This window comes from Cryobacterium arcticum (genome assembly GCF_001679725.1).
Lineage (GTDB): Bacteria > Actinomycetota > Actinomycetes > Actinomycetales > Microbacteriaceae > Cryobacterium > Cryobacterium arcticum_A.
In genome coordinates this window covers 498,528-518,157 of the sequence record NZ_CP016282.1, presented here as the reverse complement: position 1 = coordinate 518,157, position 19,630 = coordinate 498,528, and the positions used below count along the sequence as shown (strand labels likewise).

Below are 19,630 nucleotides of genomic sequence, written 5' to 3'. Positions count from 1 at the left end.
TTGGCAACTCTGTCAGGCGAACTGCCGTTTTGTCCCGTGGACGTGTCAAGGTTTTCTCAAGATAAGCTCAAGAACGGCGCAGCATCAGCGCGCCCACACGATCACCGGGGGACCACATGCCGACGACGACCCGCACGCGCCTCTCGGCGCTCACTCTGGCCGCCATCCTCACGCTCAGCCTCGCCGCCTGCGGGCAGGCACCGTGGGCCGGCCTGGATACCGCGGGCAGCACCCCCACGCCCACCGCGAAGGCCACCATCACCCCGATCGTCAACGATCTGTCGGCCGGCTCTGCCCGGCACGAGCTCGTCGCGGGCGATGCGGCCCTCACGGTGGACTACTCGTCGTCGCTGAGCATGGACCAGTGGACCGCCGCGGCCAACAAGCCCGTGAGCTTCTCGGTCAGCGCCGCCCTGGGCACCGACGACGGGCAGGGGGTCTACCTGTCCAAGGTGAGCATCGTTACGGCCGTCAGCGGGCCCACCGGAGCGCTGGATGCCCCGGCAACGTTCGTCGACCAGTCCTCCCTGCCCACCGGGTACGTCATGAAGGCGCCGTACAGCTACGGGCAGACCTACGTGCTCTCGGCCATCGATCCCGCCGCCACGAGTGTCACCCTGTCGTTCACCTACGAACTTCTCATCCAGACCACGCCCACGTCGACGACGTTCGCCAAGCAGACCGCGAGCGACCAGCTCACCATCGCCATCGCGAAGTAACCGCCCGCCCCCTCGCGAACCGCGAGTAAGCGGGCAAAACTCGCGTTTTGTGGGGCTTAGCTCACAGCTCGCGGATGCTTGTGGGCGCGCTTGGGCGTGGGTCAGAGGTCGCGGGGGGCCGCATCCACGGCCACGGCGATGTCGTTGCCGCCGCCGTGCTTGACGATGTCGATCGCCCGGTTGACCGCCTCGCTGAGCTTGTCGAGGTCGTAGCCGTGATCGAAGGTGTCGGCGATGCCGAAGCTCGCCGTGAGCCGGATCTGGTACGACTCCCCCAGTGGGCCGTCGACCAGGGCGTTCTGCACCCGTTCGGTGATCGCGCGCGCCTCGGTGGCCGAGGACACCCCGGCCAGGATGAAGAACCGGCCGGCGGCCAGGTGTCCGATCTGGGCCATCATCGGGGCACTGCCGCGGAGCGTGTCGGCGAACCGGGAAATGGCCTCATCACCCGCGGTGCGGCCGAACGCCGTGTTGATCTCGGGCAGGTTGTCGATGTCCGCGCCGATCACGGCAAGGCCGCGCTCGGACATCTCGGCGCGCTGCAGGTGGTCGGCGGCGGCCTGGCGGAACGAGGGCCCGGAGAGCACTCCGGCCGCCGAGTGGATGCCCACCGCGATGTCCCCGACGGCGTTGCTGCCCACCCGCTCGGCGCGCAGGATCGACACCGCGATGCTCGCCGTGACGATGAGCGCCATGTTGAAGATCGACGTGGTGCCGGTACCGAAGTAGGTGGTGAAGGTGATGCTGTCCGGGCCATCCACCAGGAAGGTGACCGCGCGGCCCAGGTAAAAGGCCCCGGCCAGGAACAGGACGATCGCGAGGATGCGTCCGTTCACGTTGCGGCGCAGCCGCCACCGCATCGCTTCGGCTCCGCCGAGGGCACCGAGGGCGGAGACGATGAACCAGAGCAGCGCCGCGCCGGCCCATTCGCCGCCCTCCTCGCCGGGAAGAATCGTGACGACGCCGACGAGAAGGGCCAGGCCGCCGACGATGATGAAGGCGGAGGGACGGCCGTTGTAGACCCGGCTGCCCGACCAGAGCGCGCCGATGGAGATGACCAGCGCCGTGTTGGCGAGGGCGATGGCCCACCACGCGGTGTCGCTGATGACGTAGACGCCGTAGCCGACGGCCACCATGATGCCCGCCACGAAGGCCAGGCTCCACAGCCGCCCGGGCGGGTCGTTGCGATTGAGCGCGGTGTTGAGGATGAAGGAGGCCCCGCAGAGCACCACCATCAGGCCGCTGATCATCTGCAGTGTTGGTGCGTCTAGTTCCATGTTGTCCCCCGGTGGGCGTGGCAGGCCACGCTCACCCTCTGTTCACCGGGAGCGTGGCGATCGCCGTGGTCCCCTTGCCTTTGACGGATTCAAGTCTGAGGTCGCCGCCATGCTCCCGCATGATCTCCCGGCTGATGCTGAGGCCCAGGCCGGTGCCGTGCACGCTGGAGCCGCGCACCGAGTCGGCCCGGTAGAACCTGTCGAACAGGTTGCCCTGTTCGTCCTCGCTCATGCCGCGGCCGGTGTCGGCGACGCGCACCTCGATGCCGCAGTCCACTTCGTGCGCCGAGACGGTGACCTTGCCGGACTCCACGTTGTATTTGATCGCGTTGGAGAAGATGTTGTCCACAACCTGACGCAGCCGGAAGGCGTCGGCGATCACGATGATCTCGGGCAGGTCGGCGAGTTCGAACCGGATGCCGCGTTGCGAGGCCAACGGCTCGGCGGACTCGGCGGCATCCGTGATGATGGCGGTCAGATCGCACGGTGCCACGTTGAGGGCCAGACCCTCCTTGGATGCGCTGGCCGCGGTGAGCAACCCGGAGACGATCTCGAGCAGCCGATCGGCGTTCTTCGACGCGATTTCCAGCATCCGCCGGGTGTCGGGGTCGACCCGTTCATCGTCGAGCGCCAGCTCGAGGTAGCCGAGGATCGAGGTGAGCGGGGTGCGCAGTTCGTGGGAGACGGAGGCGACGAGGTCGTCCCTGGCCTGCACCGCCCGGACCTCTGCGGTGACGTCGCGGGTCACGAGAACACCTCCGTCGAACCGGCCGGCCGGGTCGAGGATGGGCCGGGCGGACACGAGCACAGCGGCCTGCTGCTGGTCGGGCGAGCCGAGCCACACCGTGACGCGGTCGACGGTTTCGCCCCGCATCGCGCGATGGGTGGGCCGATCCGGTCCGTCGAAGAGGGTGACGCCGTCTTCTTTGTACACAATGTCGGACAGGCCGACGCCGTCGCTCACTCCGAAGCGGGCGAGTAGGGAGCGTTGCGCCCGGTTGATGAAGTTCACGGTGGCGTCGCTGTCGTACCCGACCACCCCGAAGTCGACGGTGTTGAAGATCTCGTCGAGGGTCTGCTCCTGGCGTCGGGACCGCTGCAGCGCCGCCTCGAACAGCCCAGCCTGTTGGGTGAGCAGCACGCGTTGCGCCTGCGCGCGACGGTTGGAGGTGTAGGTGACCGAGGCGACGAACGCGAGCATGATCGTCACGACCGCGAGCAGCGGCGCCTGGGTGGAGGCGTAGCCCGTGGCGTTCAACGGATCGGTGAAAAATTTCAGCGGCAACCCGGCCCACAGGAGCACGGCTGAAAAGAGCACGCTACCGGTGGCGCCGATGTAGCCGAAGTGGGTGGACATCCAGATCACCGGGAAGACGAGCAGGAAGCTGACACCCAGTTGCGGTTGGGCCTCCCTGGCCAGGCTAAGCCCGACGATGTCGAGCAGCGGGAGGATCACGATCCACGATTTGGGGAACAGGCGCCACGGCACGGCCGCGGCCAGACCCGTCGCGGCGAAGATGATCATCACGCCGAGGAAGTACAGCGGTGCCGCGAACATGGCGGGGTTGTTCACCACGGTGACCGCCACCAGGAGCAGGGTCGCTGCGGCCAGGAGCAGCTGGGAGAGGAAGACGCTGCGTTCCACGCGCTCCCGCACGCCGACGCGCGGCATCCTCAATATCTGCTCGACCATACTGCGACCCTAACGTTTACAGCGACAGCCCAGACACGGCGCGCACGGGCAGCACGGCGGCCGCTCCGAATTCCTCCAGGCGGGCGAGGGTCTTCTCAAAACTGCGCGGCACACCGTAGTGGAATCCCTGGGCGCTGCGGATGCCGAGCGACGACAGGTGCGCGGCCATCGCCTCGTTCTCGACGCCCTCCACGATCATCGAGTACTCGAGGTTGTCGCCGAAGCCCTGCAGCGCCGTGAGCACCTCGCGCTGGCGCACATCGTCGAGGTCGTCGACGAGGCTCTTGTCGATCTTGAGGATGTCCATGGGCATCCGCACGAGGGCGTCGACCGAGGAGTCCTGGGAACCGTAGTCGTCGAGGGCGATCATGATGCCGATGTCGCGCAGGTGGTCGGCCTGGGCACGCACGGCGGTGGATACGCGGGCCACGGACCGCTCGTTCAGCTCCAGGCAGAGCGAGATGCCGGGGTAGCGTTCGGCCAGGTCTTCGACGAACGAGCCGACGCGTTGCGGCAGGATCTGGCCGGCCTCGACGTTGATGGTCATGCAGACGATGCGCGGTTCGATGAGCCGGAAGTCGGCCGCCGCGGCCATGGCCTTGACCGCGACCTGCCGGGTGAGGGCGTCGAGCCGGCCGAGGCTCTTGGCCTTCTCCACCAGGGAGGGCGGCGACAGCGGGCCGAGCTCCGGGTCGGTGTACCGCACGAGGGCTTCGAACGCCCAGATCTGGCCGGTGACGAGGCTCACGATGGGCTGGAAGGCCAGTTCGAGGAGGTCTTCGTCGATGGCGCGGGCGACGATGTCGTTCATCTGCGAGGAGCGGTGCCCGGAGATGTTGATGCTGCTCTCGTTGGCGGGGCCGCCGCGGCGGCGGGACTTCTTGATGGCGAGCATGCTGCGGTCGGCGTCGCGGAGTAGCTGGTTGACATCCGTCTCCCGGTGCGCCGAGTAGGCCAGGCCGATGCTGAGGATGGGGTTGATGCTGGAGCCGCCCACCGCGAGCGGTTCGCCGGTGGCCTCCATGATGCGTTCGGCGAGCAGCTTGGCCTCGGCGAGGGAGGACAGCCGGGTGAGGATCACGACGAACTCGTCGCCGCCGACCCGGGCGACAACGTCGTACGGGCGCACCACACCACTGAGCCGGCGGCCGAGTTCGCTGAGGATCTCGTCGCCGGATTGGTGGCCGTAGCGGTCGTTCATCCGTTTGAAGTCGTCGAGGTCGATGAACAGCACCGCGAGGGCCTCGGAGTAGTCGCGGTGGTCGTTGATGTTCGCGAGGGCGTCCTGGAAGGCGCCGTAGTTGGGCAGGCCGGTGAGCGGGTCGGTGTTGGCGCGGATGGTGAGGCCGCCGATGCTCTCCCGGGCGCTGAAGACCACGTCGGCGGTGTGCGCGAGAGCGGCGAGGGCGCGCCGGTCGTCGTTGGTGAACGGGAAGTCCATCACATCGCGCCGGGCAACCAGATACTGGCCGCCGAGCGCGGTGATGGCCACCGGCACGTCGATCTCACCACGGCCGGCGGGCTCGTGTCGGATGCTCGCGGATTCGACGCCGATGGTGTCGTGCACGGCGCGCAGCAGCACGGTGGCGAGGTCGGCGGTGGGGTTGACCGGGCTGAGGGTGATGGGCGTGATCTGCCCGCCGGTCTTGGTGAAGTGATTGGTGGTGTTGAGGTCGATGACGCCCGCGACCACGCCGGCCAGCCGGCGGCGCATCGCGGTTCCCCGCTGGATGAGAACGGTGCCCATCGCGGCGACGCTGAGGGGCACGAGGGTGACGGCCACGGCGAGGGTGTCGGTGCGCAGGTCGAAGAACGGATGCGTCCACATGGCGATGAGGGCGCAGGACACCGCGTACCCACCGGCGACGAGCACCAGGCGCACAGCCGAGTAGGCGTGTTCGGTGGTGGGCTGGGGCGGGGCGCCGGAGAATCGGCGGCGGAGCGCTTCGAGCACAATCACCGTAACGATGTAGGCGATCGCCCCACCGGCGGCCACGACGGGCTCGGACGAGCCGACGGCGTGCAGCAGGGCGAGCGTAGCCAGGAAGGCGACGCCGCCGACTCCCGCGAGACCGGCGGCATAGACGGCCACTTCAATCCGCCGTGCCGTGAACGCCACCACCAGCAGCACCCCGAGGCAGACCAGGCCCATGGCGACGCGGGGGGCGAGGGCGGGCTCCAGGGCGAGTACCACCAGGATCGGCAGGGCGATCACCGGGCTGCGGAACCTCAGCGCGCCCAGGCGGAAGCGTGGGATCTCGAACAGGCCCGCGCACACCACCGCGCACGCGGCGATGAAGAGGTGCTCGACGTTGCCGTCGAGGATCAGTTCGACCAGCGAGAAGGAGATGAAAAAGAGCGCTGTGGCCGCGATCAGGCCGAAAACCAGCCGGCCGGCCGCCGCTGCTCCTTTGATTGTCTCCACAAGGTCTGACACTACTGGAGCGCCGCCGCGGAACGTGCCCGCGACGGACTATCCGACGGTGAGTTTCGCGGCCAGGAGCTCGGCGATCTGCACGGCGTTGAGTGCCGCGCCCTTGCGCAGGTTGTCGTTGCTGATGAACAGGGCCAGACCGCGGCCGTTCGGCACCCCGGGGTCCTGGCGGATCCGGCCGACGAAGCTGGGGTCGGCGCCCGCGGCCTGCAGCGGCGTGGGGATGTCGGTGAGCTGCACACCGGGCGCGTCGCTGAGCAGCTCGGTGGCGCGGGCGACCGAGAGCGGCCGGGCGAACTCCACGTTGATGGAGAGCGAGTGGCCGGTGAACACCGGCACGCGCACGCAGGTGCCGGAGACGAGCAGCTCGGGCAGCTCGAGGATCTTGCGGCTCTCGTTGCGGAGCTTCTTTTCCTCGTCGGTCTCGAACAGGCCGTCGTCGACGATCGACCCGGCGAGCGGGATGACGTCGAATGCGATGGGCCGCTTGTAGACGGTGGGTTCGGGCATGCTCACCGAGGAACCGTCGTGCACGAGCTGGAAGAGGTTGTCGTCACTGGCGGCGGCGCGGATCTGGGTGGCCAGTTCCTGCGCGCCGGCCAGACCGCTGCCGGAGACCGCCTGGTAGGTGCTCACGATGAGGCGTTCGAGTCCGGCCTCGTCGTGCAGAACCTTGAGCACCGGCATGGCGGCCATGGTGGTGCAGTTGGGGTTGGCGATGATGCCCTTGACGGCCTGGTCGATGGCCTCCGGGTTGACCTCGCTGACGACCAAAGGCACGTCGGGGTCCATCCGCCAGCCCGACGAGTTGTCTACCACGGTCACGCCGGCAGCGGCGAAGCGCGGTGCCTGGCTCTTGGACAGCGTGGCGCCGGCGGAGAAGATGGCCACGTCCAGGCCGGTGGGGTCGGCCGTCGCCGCGTCTTCCACCACGATCTGTTCCTGCTTCCAGGGCAGCGTGGTGCCCGCGGAGCGCGCCGAGGCGAAGTAACGGATGCTGGCGACCGGGAAGTCGCGCTCCTCGAGCAGGCGACGCACCACGGCGCCGACCTGGCCCGTGGCGCCCACGACGCCGATGTTGATGCCGGCGCGGGTGCTGCTGGGTGCGGTGCTGGTGGCTACGGTGCTGGTCACTGTGTGGTCCTTACTCAGTCAAATCTCGTGCGGGGCTCAGAAGCGGGGTGGGTATGCACAACTCCTGCAATTCTCCCCGAACCAACCCGAATCGGGCCGGTTGGGCTGTTTTTGGCAGAAATTGCAGGAGTTATGCCGGAGTGCGGGCGGCGGCCGACGGGGTTAGCGGCCGGTGCCGCCGTGCACCACGGCCTCGTCGTCGGCGTCCAGGCCGAAGGCCGTGTGCACCACGCGCAGGGCCTGGTTGATGGTGTCGGCGCGGGTGACGACCGAGATGCGGATCTCGCTGGTGGAAATCATCTCGATGTTGATGCCGGCCTCGAATAGGGCCTCGAACAGCTTGGCGGAGACACCCGTGTTGGTGCGCATGCCGGCGCCGACCAGGGCGAGCTTGCCGATCTGGTCGTCGTACTGCAGCCCGGCGAAGCCGACGTTCTGCTGTTCGTTGGTGAGCGCGGTCAGCACCTGCTGGCCCTCGGACTTGGGCAGGGTGAACGAGATGTCGGTCAGTCCGGTGGACGCGGCCGAGACGTTCTGCACGATCATGTCGACGTTGGCGTTGGTCTTGGCGACGATCTTGAAGATCTGCGCGGCCTTGCCGGGGATGTCGGGAACACCGACGACGGTGACCTTGGCCTCACTGAGGTCGGCGGCGACCCCCGCGATGATGGGCTCTTCCACTGTCTCTCCATTCAATACTGCTGCGGCGTACGGGCTGATGGCGCCCGGGTTGTAGACGATGGTGCCGGTGTTGTTGTTGAACGACGACCGCACGTGCAGGGTCACACCGTGGCGGCGGGCGTATTCCACCGCGCGGATATAGAGCACCTTGGCGCCGGCGGCGGCCAGCTCGAGCATCTCCTCGCTGGAGACGCGTTCGAGCTTGTGCGCGCGGGGAACGACGCGGGGGTCGGCGCTGAAGATGCCGTCGACATCCGTGTAGATCTCGCAGATGTCGGCGCCAAGCGCGGCGGCCAGCGCCACGGCCGTGGTGTCGGAACCTCCGCGGCCGAGAGTGGTGATGTCCTTGGTGTCGCGGTTGAAGCCCTGGAACCCGGCGACGATGGCGATGGCGCCCTCGTCGAGGGCGTCGCGCAGCCGGCCGGGGGTGACGTCGACGATGCGGGCGGCACCGTGCTGGGCATCCGTGATCATGCCGGCCTGGCTGCCGGTGAAGGAGCGGGCGTCGTAGCCCATGCTCTTGATCGCCATGGCCAGCAGCGCCATGGAGATGCGCTCCCCCGCGGTGAGCAGCATGTCGAGCTCGCGCGGCGCCGGGATCGGCGTGACCTGGTGGGCCAGGTCGAGCAGCTCGTCGGTGGAGTCGCCCATGGCGGACACGGCCACGACGATGTCGTTGCCGGCCTTCTTGGTGTCGACGATGCGCTTGGCAACGCGTTTGATGCTCTCGGCGTCGGCGACGGATGATCCGCCGAACTTCTGCACGATCAGGCTCACGTGGGCACTCCTGGCTTCCGGGTACGCGGAGACAACCCGCGCTCCCATCCTAAATGCGTTCGTATTCTCGGACGTTCATGTGACGCCCCGCTCCCCCGCCCTAGCAAATACGGGCGAGTCACGCGGATGCCCCGCGTCCGGAGACATGGGTGGCCCATTTTCGCTAGTTGCGGGCGCACCGGACTAGCGAATCCGGGCGAGTCATGGGAGCGCGGGTGGTCAGAGGGTGGTGACGGCTACGAGGCCGAGGATCACGGCCGCGCCGAAGCTTGCGCCGACGGTGCGGCGGATGCGTTTGGCCGGGTCCTTGAGCGGTGGCAGGCTCCGCCAGCGGAGCACCGCGCCCACAACGGCGGCCGCGAGGAGCAGTACCAGGGCGTACCAGGCGAAGACCGTCGCCGTGCTCCAGTCCACGAGCACCCGGCCGGCGAAGAGGATGCCGGCGGCGGCCAAGCCATCCGTGGCCAGGGCCAGCCGGTCGCGGGCGGCGCCGAAGCGCGGTGACCAGGCGGACACGGCGAAGCCGCCGACGAAGGCCACCACCACGATGAGCGGGATCCAGGCGATCACGAGTTCTCCTCCAGAATCGACATGGCGACGGCATCGACGCTGGTGGCGGTGTTGCCCAGCACGATCACCGCCCGGTTGGCGGCCCGGTCGAGCGCCATCATGCTCGCGAAGCCGCCGGTGCCGCCGTTGTGCCAGGTGGCGCTACCGTCTTCGGGCGCCTGGGTGAACCAGGCCAGGCCGATGAGCGGGCCGGCGCCCGAGGTGCCTTGCGGGTCGAGCACCTTCGCCGGGTCCACGCCGAGAGCCGGGTCGGCCGAGAGCAGCGCCTGGGCGTAGAGCGTCATATCGGCGACGGTGGAGCGGATGGCGCCTGCCGGGGCGTAGGCGCCCATGGTCCAGGCTGCGGCCGGGCGGCCCGCGACGGTATGGCCGGTGCGGGCGCCCGCCGGCAGGGCATCCGCCGTGACGGCGATCGACGTGCCGGTCATGCCGAGGGGATCGAGGATGCGGGTCTGCAGCAGCTCGGGGTAGTCGGTGCCGGCCGCGGCGGCGAGGGCCTGGCCGAGTAGGGCGACGCCGAGGTTGGAATAGGCGACGGTGCCCGGGTTGGTGAGCTCGGCCGCCCTGCCGTGCTCTTCGAGGGTGGCGAGGTCGTACGGATACGGGTCGTTGCCGCGGTAGCTGCTCCAGACCGACGTGAGGAGCGCCGACGGGGTCGTCGCGATGCGCGGCAGGCCGGACCGGTGGGTGCTCAGCTCGACGAGGGTGATGTCGGCCGCCGCGCTGTCACCGAGGTCGAGGTAGTCACCGACCGGGTCGGTGAGGGTGACCTCGCCGCGCTCGACGGCCTGGGCCAGCAGCAGCGCGGTGAAGGTCTTGGTGATCGAGCCGATCTCGAATTCGGTGGTCTCGTCGGCGCCGAGGCCCGCGTACGTGACGCCGTCGGCGTCGATGACGGCGGTGGCGAGGGTGTCTCGGGCGCCCTGCTCGAGGGCGGCCTTGTCAGCGAGGCGCTGGGCGAGGGCGGCGTCACCGCTTGCCGACGTCGACAGGGTGGGCGGCCGGGGTGCGGCCAGCACTCCCCCGGCGAGCACCGCGAGGGCGGCGCCGGCGGCGATGAGGCTGATGCGGGTAGGGCGTTTCATGAGTGACCTCCGTCAAGTGGCGGGCGGGCGGATTGTACGGGCGGAGCGGGCGGGCCGTGCGGGCGGGCTGTACGGACAGGCAGGGCCCAACTGTTACCGCTCCGAACATCTGCACTCGGCGTACCGGGACCATCTGCCCGCACGGGCGAGAGCTGCCTTCGAGCCTGCGTGGCGGGTGGGGCGGTGGCGGTGGCGGGCATCAGACGCCGCCGGCCGCGAGGATCACGGTGAGCAGCGGCACCACGCGTTCGGGCGGGATGCCGTAGTGGCCTCGGGAGGGGGAGTACACCCAGCCGGCCGCGATCAGCTGGTTGACGTGGTGATAGACCTGCCCGGTGGTGCCCACGCCCTCGAGAGCGGCGAGCTCGGCTACCGCGACGGTGCCGGTGGCGATGGCCTGCAGCAGTCGCAGCCGCACCGGGTGGCCGAGGGCGGCCAGGGCGGATGTGGAGGCCGGCCGGCTCCAGTCGCGGGCGAGGATCTCGTCGGTGGTGAGGGCGTACTGCCAGTCGACCGGTCCCCCGCCGGGCAGGGTGACGTTGCCGGTGTAGAGCACGGCGCCGGGTGCCGGGGCCATCGCCTTGAGGCCGTTCAGCGCCCAGAAAACGTCGCTCACCGCGCGAGGAGTGGTGGTCTGGGTTTCGGGCGATCGTTCCCCGCCCTCTGGCGAGACATCCGCGCCGGTCGGACCGGGGGCAACCGCGCCCAGGGTGGCGTGCACGGCCCGTTCGAGCGCCTCGACCCGCTCGCGCAACTCGGCGAGTTCGTGCGTGTGATCACCGTGGGACGTCATGCATCCAGTATTACGTACTTGTTAAACGAACGTCTACGTAATTCCGTAAATGGAACCGACGGGACGGGCGCAGCTGGTGCCGATCCGGGCAACTGTTGCCGGCACACCGGGTGCACCTGTCCAGAGGAGCACCAGGCGCGGCGGGGTGGCCCCAGGCTAGGAGGTGACGGTGCGGCGGCCCTCGAAGGCACGGCCGAGGGTGACCTCGTCGGCGTACTCGAGGTCGCCGCCCACGGGCAGGCCGGAGGCCAGCCGGCTGACCTTGATGTCGAGGGTGGTGAGCAAGCGCGACAAGTACGTGGCGGTGGCCTCGCCCTCGAGGTTGGGGTCGGTGGCGATGATCACCTCTTGCACGGTGTTGTCGGCCAGGCGCGTCATCAGTTGACGGATGCGTAGGTCGTCGGGTCCGATGCCGTCGATGGGGCTGATCGCCCCGCCGAGCACGTGGTACAGGCCCTTGAACTCACGGGTTCGCTCGATGGCGACGACGTCCTTGGCCTCTTCGACCACACAGATCGAGGTGGGGTTGCGGCGCGGGTCGCGGCAGATCATGCAGGTCTCCTGTTCGGAGACGTTGCCGCAGATCTCGCAGAACTTCACCTTGTCGCGCACCTCGAGCAGCACGTTCGCCAGGTGCGACACGTCGAAGTTCTTGGTCTGCAGGATGTGGAACGCGATGCGCTGCGCGGACTTCGGGCCGATGCCGGGCAGACGACCGAGCTCGTCGATGAGTTCCTGAACGATGCCTTCGTACATTTAGTTGTCGTTCCTCTGTCGCGAGATCGGGTCGTGCGGCTGCTCCTCGATGAAGGTGGCGCCGAGAATTTCGCGCACCACGGCCTCGCCGTAGCGCTGCTTCTCCGCGAATGCGGGCGAGCGCCGGGCTGGAGCCCCGCGCTGGCTGGCGGGCGCGGATGCGGCGGGCGCGCTGGGCGCGGACGCCCCGGCTGCCGGCGCCTGCTGGGCCCTCGCCTGCTGTGGCTCCGTGGGGTGCTGAACGTTCGGCCAGGCGCCGCGAGCGGGATCCGCGGGTGCGGCGAATTGCTGGGGGTCGGGCGGGAGGTCGTCGTAGGGCGGCGGCTCTTCGTCGAACGGCGGCTCGAAGTCGGGCTCGGGTGCGAAGTCGTAGCCCGGCGCCGACGGGGCCGATGCCTGCGGAGCAGCGGTGGGCGCTGACGACGCCGGGACGCCGGCCGGCGCGCTGGCGGCGGCATCGGCAGTGGCGCCAACGCTGGCGGTCGGGGCCGGAGCGCTGACGGAGGCGGATGCACCGTGGCTGGGCGGGGCCAGCACGGGTTCGTCGGCCAGGGTTTCCGCGGCAGCCAGGGCGGCGGCGGAGCCGGGGATGACGACGGTGGCCCAGCCCGTGGACGTGGTCGGCGGCGCGAGGGTTGCGGTGGCCGCGCGGGTAGCTGTTGCGGTGGCCGCTCCGGCTGTGCCTGCTCCCGAGCCGGTGCCGGTGCCGGTGCCGAATGTGGCGTCGCTCGAGGACTCGCCGGTCGATGGTCCGCCGAAGGCCGACGACCCGGCGGATGCAACCGGTGTCGCCGCAGCCGCACTGGGCGCGGAAGTGGGCGCGGTTGCGCTCGACGCAGCCGAAGGAGCGGAGCCGGCGGGGCCGGCGCCGCGTGCTGCGGCGGGAGCCGACGTGGAGGCACCGGAGCCTGCAGCGGGAGCGGAGGGTGCCGAACCCGTGCCGGCGGTTGGGCCGGCGGGTGTCGCACCGGCCGGGTGGCCGGCGCCCGCCGCGGCGAAGGTCTCGGAGTCGGCGCGGGCGATGAACTTCACTCGCAGGCCGAGCACCTTGACGATGGCGCCGCGCAGGAACTCGCTCACGCCCTGGCCGGGCGCTTGCTGAGCCTTGAAACCCTGCATGTCCTGCTCGCTGGGGAACGACAGCACGAGAACGTCTTCGCCACGCAGGTCCAGCACGCGGGCGGTGTAGACCACGAGCCAGGCGCTGAGCTTGACCTCCTTGACGGCGTCGAGGATCTGCGGCCAGGCGTCCTTGATCTGGGCCAGCGTCACCGGTCCGACGGGAACAACCGGGGCCGGGGCGGGCGTCGGCTCCACGGCAGGTTCGGTCGCACGGACGGCGGGCGATGCCGGTTCGGCGGCGGGCGTGCTCACCTCGGCGTCGTCGGAGAGCGGGCGGGGGGCGGCCTCTGCGGGCGGGGTCGAGTCGGTGGCCGGGGTGGCGCCGGTTGCTGCACGGGCAGCGGCGGCGGTCTCGGCCGGGGTGGCGGCCGGGGATCCTGGCACGCGCGTGGCCCAGCCCGAGCCGGCCGCTGCGGGCGTGGCCGGCGCTGCTGCTGCTGCTGCCGGAGACTCGGCCGCAGGGCTGCCAGCAGAGGCGGCGGCGGGCCGGCCGGACGACGGCGCTGCGGCGGACGGGGCTGCGGCGGGAGCACGCGACGCCGAGCCGACGGGAGCGGAAGCGGCGGATTCGGGCGCGGCGGCCGCATCCGTGCTGCCACCGTCGACGCCGATGCGCCGTTCGAGGCGCTCGACGCGGGCGAGGGCGCCGCGGGTGGTGTCGTCGGCGGCGGGGATGAGCACGCGCGCGATCATGAGCTCGAGGTGCAGGCGCGGCGAGGTGGCGCCGGTCATCTCGGTGAGGGCGGCGTTGAGGATGTCGGCGGTGCGGCTCAGTTCGGCCGGGCCGAACTTGGCGGCCTGCACCTGCATGCGGTCGAGTTCGTCCTGCGGCACACCGCGGAGCACCGCGGCGGCGCCGGCGGCGCTGGTGGCGGCCACGATGATGAGGTCGCGCATGCGCTCGAGCAGGTCTTCGACGAAGCGGCGCGGGTCCTGGCCGGTCTGGATGACCCTGTCGACGGCGTCGAACGCGGCGGAGGAGTTGCGGGCGGCGATGGCGTCGACGGCGTCGTCGAGCAGGGTCGCGTGGGTGTAGCCGAGCAGGGCAACGGCGCGTTCGTACTCGATGGCCTCGGTGTCGGAGCCGGCCATGAGCTGGTCGAGCAGCGAGAGGGTGTCGCGGGGCGACCCGCCACCGGCGCGCACGACGAGCGGGAGCACGCCGGGAGCGACGGTCATGTGTTCGCTGTCGCAGAGCTGCTGCACGTAGTCGAGCATGGGCGCCGGCGGCACCAGCCGGAACGGATAGTGGTGGGTGCGCGAGCGGATGGTGCCGATGACCTTCTCGGGCTCGGTGGTGGCGAAGATGAACTTCACGTGTTCCGGCGGCTCTTCCACGATCTTGAGCAGCGCGTTGAAGCCCTGCGGCGTGACCATGTGCGCCTCGTCGAGGATGAAGATCTTGTAGCGGTCGCGGGCCGGCGCGAAGATGGCGCGTTCGCGGATGTCGCGGGCGTCGTCGACACCGTTGTGGCTGGCCGCGTCGATCTCGACCACGTCGAGCGAGCCACTGCCGTCGCGGGAAAGCTCGACACAGCTGGGACAGACACCGCACGGAGTGTCGGTAGGGCCCTCTGCGCAGTTGAGGCAACGAGCGAGGATGCGCGCGGAGGTGGTCTTGCCACAGCCGCGGGGCCCACTGAAGAGATAGGCATGATTGACCCGGTTGGTGCGCAGGGCGGTCATGAGCGGATCGGTCACCTGAGACTGACCGATCATTTCGGCAAAAGTCTCTGGCCGGTAACGGCGATACAGGGCGGTAACCACGAGTTCAATCGTACTTGGTGCCACTGACACGCCGGTCGGTCCATGCACAGGCGACGGATGCCCGCCCGCCGCGCCCCGGGCCGTCATCCGGGCATCCGTCGCCGGGCCGGGCCCTCGAAGTGGGCACAGAAACGTCCCGAATGGTTGACAGGGTGCCCGCGGGTTCGTCATACTCGCAACCATGTTTGCGTAAACATGTGCGTTCGTACAGGGTTGTTTACGCTAACAGCCCTCGTGGACGGCAGTATTCGCCGACCGCATTTCCAATGGAGGAAAGGTCCACCCATGACAAAGTCGTCAGGGCGCAGACGCGCACTTGCCACGACCGTAGTGCTGGCGCTCGGTGCCACCGGTATCGGAACGGGGGCCGTAGCGGCCCCGGCCGTCGCCGCACCCGCCGCCACCCCGCTCACCATCACCCCCAACGCCGCGTACCAGAACGAGGAGTTCGAGGGCTGGGGTACCAGCCTGGTCTGGTTCGCCAATGCCACCGGCGGCTACCCCGAGGACGTGCGCCAGGACCTCTTCGACAAGGTCTTCGGCGAGGACGGCCTCAACCTCAACATCGCCCGCTACAACATCGGCGGCGGCAACGCCAGCGACGTTCCGCCGTACCTGCGTGCCGGCGGCGCCGTGGACGGCTGGTGGAACCCCGACCTGGTCGCGAGCGACACGAACGGTGTGATCAGCTCGGACTACGCGGACCGCGACCGGTACGCCGCCGCCTGGGACCCCGACGACCCCGCGTCGTACAACTTCGACGCCGACGAGACCCAGCGCTGGTGGGTGAACGCGCTTAAGGACAAGATCACCAAGTGGGAGGCGTTCAACAACTCGCCGCCGTACTTCATGACCGAGAGCGGTTACGTCTCCGGCGGCTTCAACTCGAGCACCGACCAGCTCAAGAAGTCCAGCGTGGCTGACTACGTGGCCTACCTGAAGACCGTGGCCCAGTCGGTGGAGGAGCAGGAGGGCATCAGCTTCGACACCATCGCCCCGTTCAACGAGCCCAACACCAACTACTGGGGCACGAACATCGACCCGAACACCGGCTGGCCCAAGAAGGGCGGCCAGGAGGGCGCCCACATCGGCCCGGCCCTGCAGGACACTGTGATCAAGGCGTTGGCCGCCGAACTGGCCGAGTCCGACACCACCACCGAGGCCACCATCTCGGCGATGGACGAGACCAACCCGGGCACCTTCGTGACCAACTGGAACGGCTGGAGCCCCGAGGCCAAGGCCGAGGTGAAGCAGCTGAACGTGCACACCTACGGCACCAGCGACCGGCTCAAGGTGCGCGACATCGCCAAGTCCGCCGAGAAGCCGCTCTGGATGAGCGAGATCGAGGGCAACTGGGACAGCTCCGGCGTGCACAACCAGACCAACATGGACAACGGCATCGGCATCGCCACCCGCGTGATGGACGACCTGCGCGAGCTCGAACCATCCGCCTGGGTGCTGTGGCAGCCGGTGGAGGACCGCTACAACATGGAAAAGGTGGAGAAGCTCAACTGGGGCAGCGTGCTCATCGACTTCGACTGCAACGCCGACGGCGACTCGGTGCGCCGCCTCAAGGACGGCGACGCCGACCCGTCCTGCCGGGTGCTCACCAACGCGAAGTACAACACCCTGCGCAACTTCACCCACTACATCCACCCGGGCGACCACATCATCCCCTCGACCAACGCGCAGACCACCTCGGCCGTCACGGCCGACGGAACCGGCCTGACCATGGTGCACGCCAACAGTGAGACCACGGCCCGCACCATCACCGTCGACCTGGCCAAGTTCGGCGCCATCGACGCCGCGGCCACCCTCACCCCGGTCGTCACCACCGAATCCCCCGCCGACGACGTCACCCAGAACGCCCTGGTGACCGGAACGCCCGTGGCCATCGACGCGAACACGAAGACCGCCGTGGTCACCGTGCCCGCGAAGTCGGTGACCACCTTCGTGATCGACGGCGTGAGCGGCGTCGCCGACACCGCCGCCCCGCTCACGGATGCCCACACCTACCGGGTCGTGGGAGCGCAGAGCGGCAAGGCACTCACCGCCAAGGCCACCACCGGCAGCAACCCGGCCGCGGCCATCACCACCCTGGCCACCTCCACCGGAACGGTCGGCGCACAGCTGTGGACCGCCGAGAAGGTGACCGGCGGCGACAGCAACACGGAACGCTTCGTGCTGCGGAGCGCGTCCGGAACGGCGCTGGCCGCCAACGGTTCCGGCACCCTGCTGGTCGAGTCCACCCGGGAGGCCGCCGCCGCGGACCCCGCCCAACAGTGGATCCCGACCACGACTGACGGCTCCAACTGGAGCCTGGTGAACGGCGCCCTGCCGGTGGCCCTTGAGGTTCCCGGCCAGTCGACCACAGAAGGCGCGGCGGTGAACGTCTACGCCTCCAACGGGGGTGCGAACCAGACCTGGTCGTTCCAGGACACCGCGCTGGTCTCGTTCGAGCCGGTGCTGGCCAACTCCGTCGCGGGGGTGCCGGCGACCTTGCCGGCCACCGTCGTGCCGCGCTACAGCACGGGCCTCGGCGCCCCGATCCCGGTCACCTGGAACACCGAGGGAGCCGACTGGGACAGCCTGGGCACCCTCACGGTGACGGGCTCGGGCACGGATGTGTTCGGCACGGCCTTCGACTCGGCGAGCGCGACGATCGAAATCGGTGGATTCGCATCCACTGACCCGGTCTCGCTCACCACCTACGCAGGCATCACGGTCGACGATCTCGTCGCCGCGGCGCCCTCCACGGTGCCGGCCCAGATCGGCGCCAGCACGAACCGGTTCGACGCCGCCGTCACGTGGGACTGGGACGGAGTGGACGCGGACGCGTTGGCCGACCCCGGTGTGCTGACGGTCCCCGGCAGCGCCACCTCGAACGACCCCGGGGCGGCTGCGCTCGACGCGACCCTGTCGGTCATCCTCACGGTTGCCGGCGAGCAGAACCTGTCCGTGCTCGGCACCACCTCGGCGTCGGCGACATCCACCGAGTCCGGCTACCCGGTGGACCGCACCCGCAACGGGGTGACCAACGACAAGGGCTGGTCGAACTGGTGCAGCGCGAACAAGCCGACCGCAGACACGCTGACCTACAACTTCGGTTCGACCCAGCCGCTGACGCGGGCGAAGCTGTACTTCTACAAGGACGGCACCACAAGCTGGCCGAGCTCGGTCACCGTGCAGGCCCTGGACGGGTCCGGCGTGTGGCAGGACGTGCCCGGCGGCCCGATCGCCGTCGCCACGCCCACGGACAATTTCGGCCCGGTGATCGACGTGCCGCTGACCGGTGTGAGTACCAGCCAGCTGCGCGTAGTGATGACCGCCTACCCGAACACCCACATGGTCGTCTCCGAGGTGCAGGTGTTCGGTAAGACGGCGGGCGTCGCCGACGTGTCCGGGCTCGCCCGGCTCACGGTGAACGGCACTCCGGTGCAGGACTTCGACGCCGACACCACCGCGTACACCGTGCCGCTGACGGGTTCTGCGCCCGCCGTGGTCACCGCATCCGCCATCGACACGTCGGCCACGGTCGAGGTCGTACCCAACGGCCTGTCCGGCGCCACAGTGACCGTGACCGCTGCGGATGGGTCCACCACCTCGGTGTACGAGCTCACCTTCGAGCGCACCGCGGCGCTGACCGTTCCCGTGGTCACCGGCACGCCCAAGGTGGGGCTGGCCCTGAACGCCAGCACCAACGCCGACCCCGCGGATGCCGCACTCGGCTACAGCTGGACCCGGAACGGAACCGCCATCGACGGCGCCACCTCGGCGAGCTACACGCCGGTCGCGGCCGACCTCGGGGCGTCCCTCGCGGTCACCGTGACGGCCAGCGCGCCCGGTTACGCCTCGGCTATGGCCGACTCCGCACCAGTGGTTGTGCTGGCGGCCGATGTGGTGCCTGGGCCGGGCACCCCCGGTGGCGAGACTCCGGGAACTCCGGGGACTCCGGGTGGCGAGACGCCGGGGACTCCCGGCGGCGAGACTCCCGGCACACCGAGTGGTGAAACTCCGGGCACGCCCGGTGGCGAGACGCCTGGCACGCCGGGCACGGGCACTCCTGGAACGGGGCCCGGCACCGGGACTCCCGGTGGCCAGGTGCCCGGCCTGCCGAACCCGGGGCTACCGCTGCCCGGCACCGGCGAGGGATCGAAGAACGTCGAGTTCTCCAACGCCTCCGGCGGGGTCTACTCGGCCGGCGCCGTGCTTGCCCGCGGGCAGCGTCTCACGGCGTCGCTGACCGACGCCACCCCGGGAGCCAGCGTCAGCTTCGAGCTCCACTCCACGGTGGCGGTCCTCGCCGCCGGCGTCGTGCCCGCCAGTGGCTCGCTCACCCTGACCGGTAGCATCCCCGCGGATGCAGCGCTCGGGCAGCACCACCTGATGCTGTTGGTGGACGGCACCGAGCTGTCGAGCATCGCGGTCACCCTGGTGGCCGATCAGGCCGCCGCCAGAGCCGCAGCCGGCCAGCTGTCGAACACCGGCGTCGAGCTTCCGCTGGGGCTGCTGCTCTCGCTGTCACTCGCGCTGATGCTCGGCGGGGCTGTGTTGCTGAAGGTGCGGCAGCGCCGCAGCTAGTGCACGAACGGAGGGGCAGGTCGCGCACCGCGCGGCCTGCCCCTCCGTCGTGCGCAGGCCACATCACCCTCTGGTTTCGACAAGCCCAACCACCGCGCCGGGTGAGCGGATCTCGAGGAACGTCACGAGGTCTCGACAAGCTCGACCAGCGACGGGGGCGCGACATGCACGCACGTCACGAGGTCCCTAAGGACGTGCACTCCCTTAGGAGACCCGACAGGCTCATCCACCGCGACGGGCG

At 69.6% G+C, this 19,630-nt stretch carries 12 protein-coding genes; 2 read left to right on the top strand and 10 right to left on the bottom strand.

The annotated features are described in order from the left end of the window. Window positions 1-116 precede the first annotated feature (116 nt). Window positions 117-719 carry a hypothetical protein gene (locus PA27867_RS02320; protein ID WP_066592656.1) on the top strand — a complete coding sequence of 201 codons (603 nt, stop codon included), beginning with the start codon at window positions 117-119 and terminating at the stop codon, window positions 717-719. Between the two features lie 101 nt (window positions 720-820). Here PA27867_RS02320 and PA27867_RS02315 read toward each other — a convergent pair whose 3' ends face one another. From PA27867_RS02315 to PA27867_RS02270, 10 genes are all read right to left on the bottom strand, one after another. After that, window positions 821-1,996, bottom strand: coding sequence for a GGDEF domain-containing protein (locus tag PA27867_RS02315; RefSeq protein ID WP_084020568.1), 1,176 nt, complete (start codon window positions 1,994-1,996; stop codon window positions 821-823). A 31-nt stretch (window positions 1,997-2,027) separates the two neighbouring features. Then, entirely contained in the window at window positions 2,028-3,689 is a 1,662-nt protein-coding gene (locus PA27867_RS02310) for a sensor histidine kinase (RefSeq protein ID WP_066592650.1), read from the bottom strand. Window positions 3,690-3,705: 16 nt separating this feature from the next. Next, window positions 3,706-6,114, bottom strand: coding sequence for a putative bifunctional diguanylate cyclase/phosphodiesterase (locus tag PA27867_RS02305; RefSeq protein WP_066592648.1), 2,409 nt, complete (start codon window positions 6,112-6,114; stop codon window positions 3,706-3,708). 48 nt (window positions 6,115-6,162) lie between these two features. Further along, entirely contained in the window at window positions 6,163-7,257 is a 1,095-nt protein-coding gene (locus tag PA27867_RS02300; RefSeq protein WP_066592646.1) for an aspartate-semialdehyde dehydrogenase, read from the bottom strand. A gap of 162 nt (window positions 7,258-7,419) precedes the next feature. Beyond that, on the bottom strand, window positions 7,420-8,715 hold the full coding sequence (locus PA27867_RS02295; RefSeq protein WP_066592643.1) for an aspartate kinase: 1,296 nt from the start codon (window positions 8,713-8,715) through the stop codon (window positions 7,420-7,422). Window positions 8,716-8,934: 219 nt separating this feature from the next. Further along, window positions 8,935-9,285, bottom strand: coding sequence for a hypothetical protein (locus PA27867_RS02290; RefSeq protein WP_066592641.1), 351 nt, complete (start codon window positions 9,283-9,285; stop codon window positions 8,935-8,937). Next, window positions 9,282-10,370, bottom strand: a complete 1,089-nt coding sequence (locus PA27867_RS02285) for a serine hydrolase domain-containing protein (protein ID WP_066592638.1) — start codon at window positions 10,368-10,370, stop codon at window positions 9,282-9,284. Before PA27867_RS02285 ends, PA27867_RS02290 begins: the two co-directional genes overlap by 4 nt. A 199-nt stretch (window positions 10,371-10,569) precedes the next feature. Beyond that, window positions 10,570-11,163 (bottom strand): ArsR/SmtB family transcription factor, encoded by a 594-nt coding sequence (locus tag PA27867_RS02280; RefSeq protein WP_066592635.1) that lies wholly within the window; start codon window positions 11,161-11,163, stop codon window positions 10,570-10,572. Between the two features lie 156 nt (window positions 11,164-11,319). Beyond that, window positions 11,320-11,919, bottom strand: coding sequence for a recombination mediator RecR (recR, locus tag PA27867_RS02275; RefSeq protein WP_066592631.1), 600 nt, complete (start codon window positions 11,917-11,919; stop codon window positions 11,320-11,322). Next, complete coding sequence (locus tag PA27867_RS02270; RefSeq protein WP_236900802.1) at window positions 11,920-14,760, bottom strand: DNA polymerase III subunit gamma and tau; 2,841 nt, start codon at window positions 14,758-14,760, stop codon at window positions 11,920-11,922. It abuts the gene before it with no gap. Between the two features lie 333 nt (window positions 14,761-15,093). Between PA27867_RS02270 and PA27867_RS02265 the strand changes: the two genes are divergently transcribed. Continuing rightward, a complete protein-coding gene (locus PA27867_RS02265) occupies window positions 15,094-19,389 on the top strand; it encodes an RICIN domain-containing protein (RefSeq protein WP_084020567.1) in 4,296 nt (1,431 codons plus the stop codon). The last annotated feature ends 241 nt before the right edge of the window (window positions 19,390-19,630 follow it).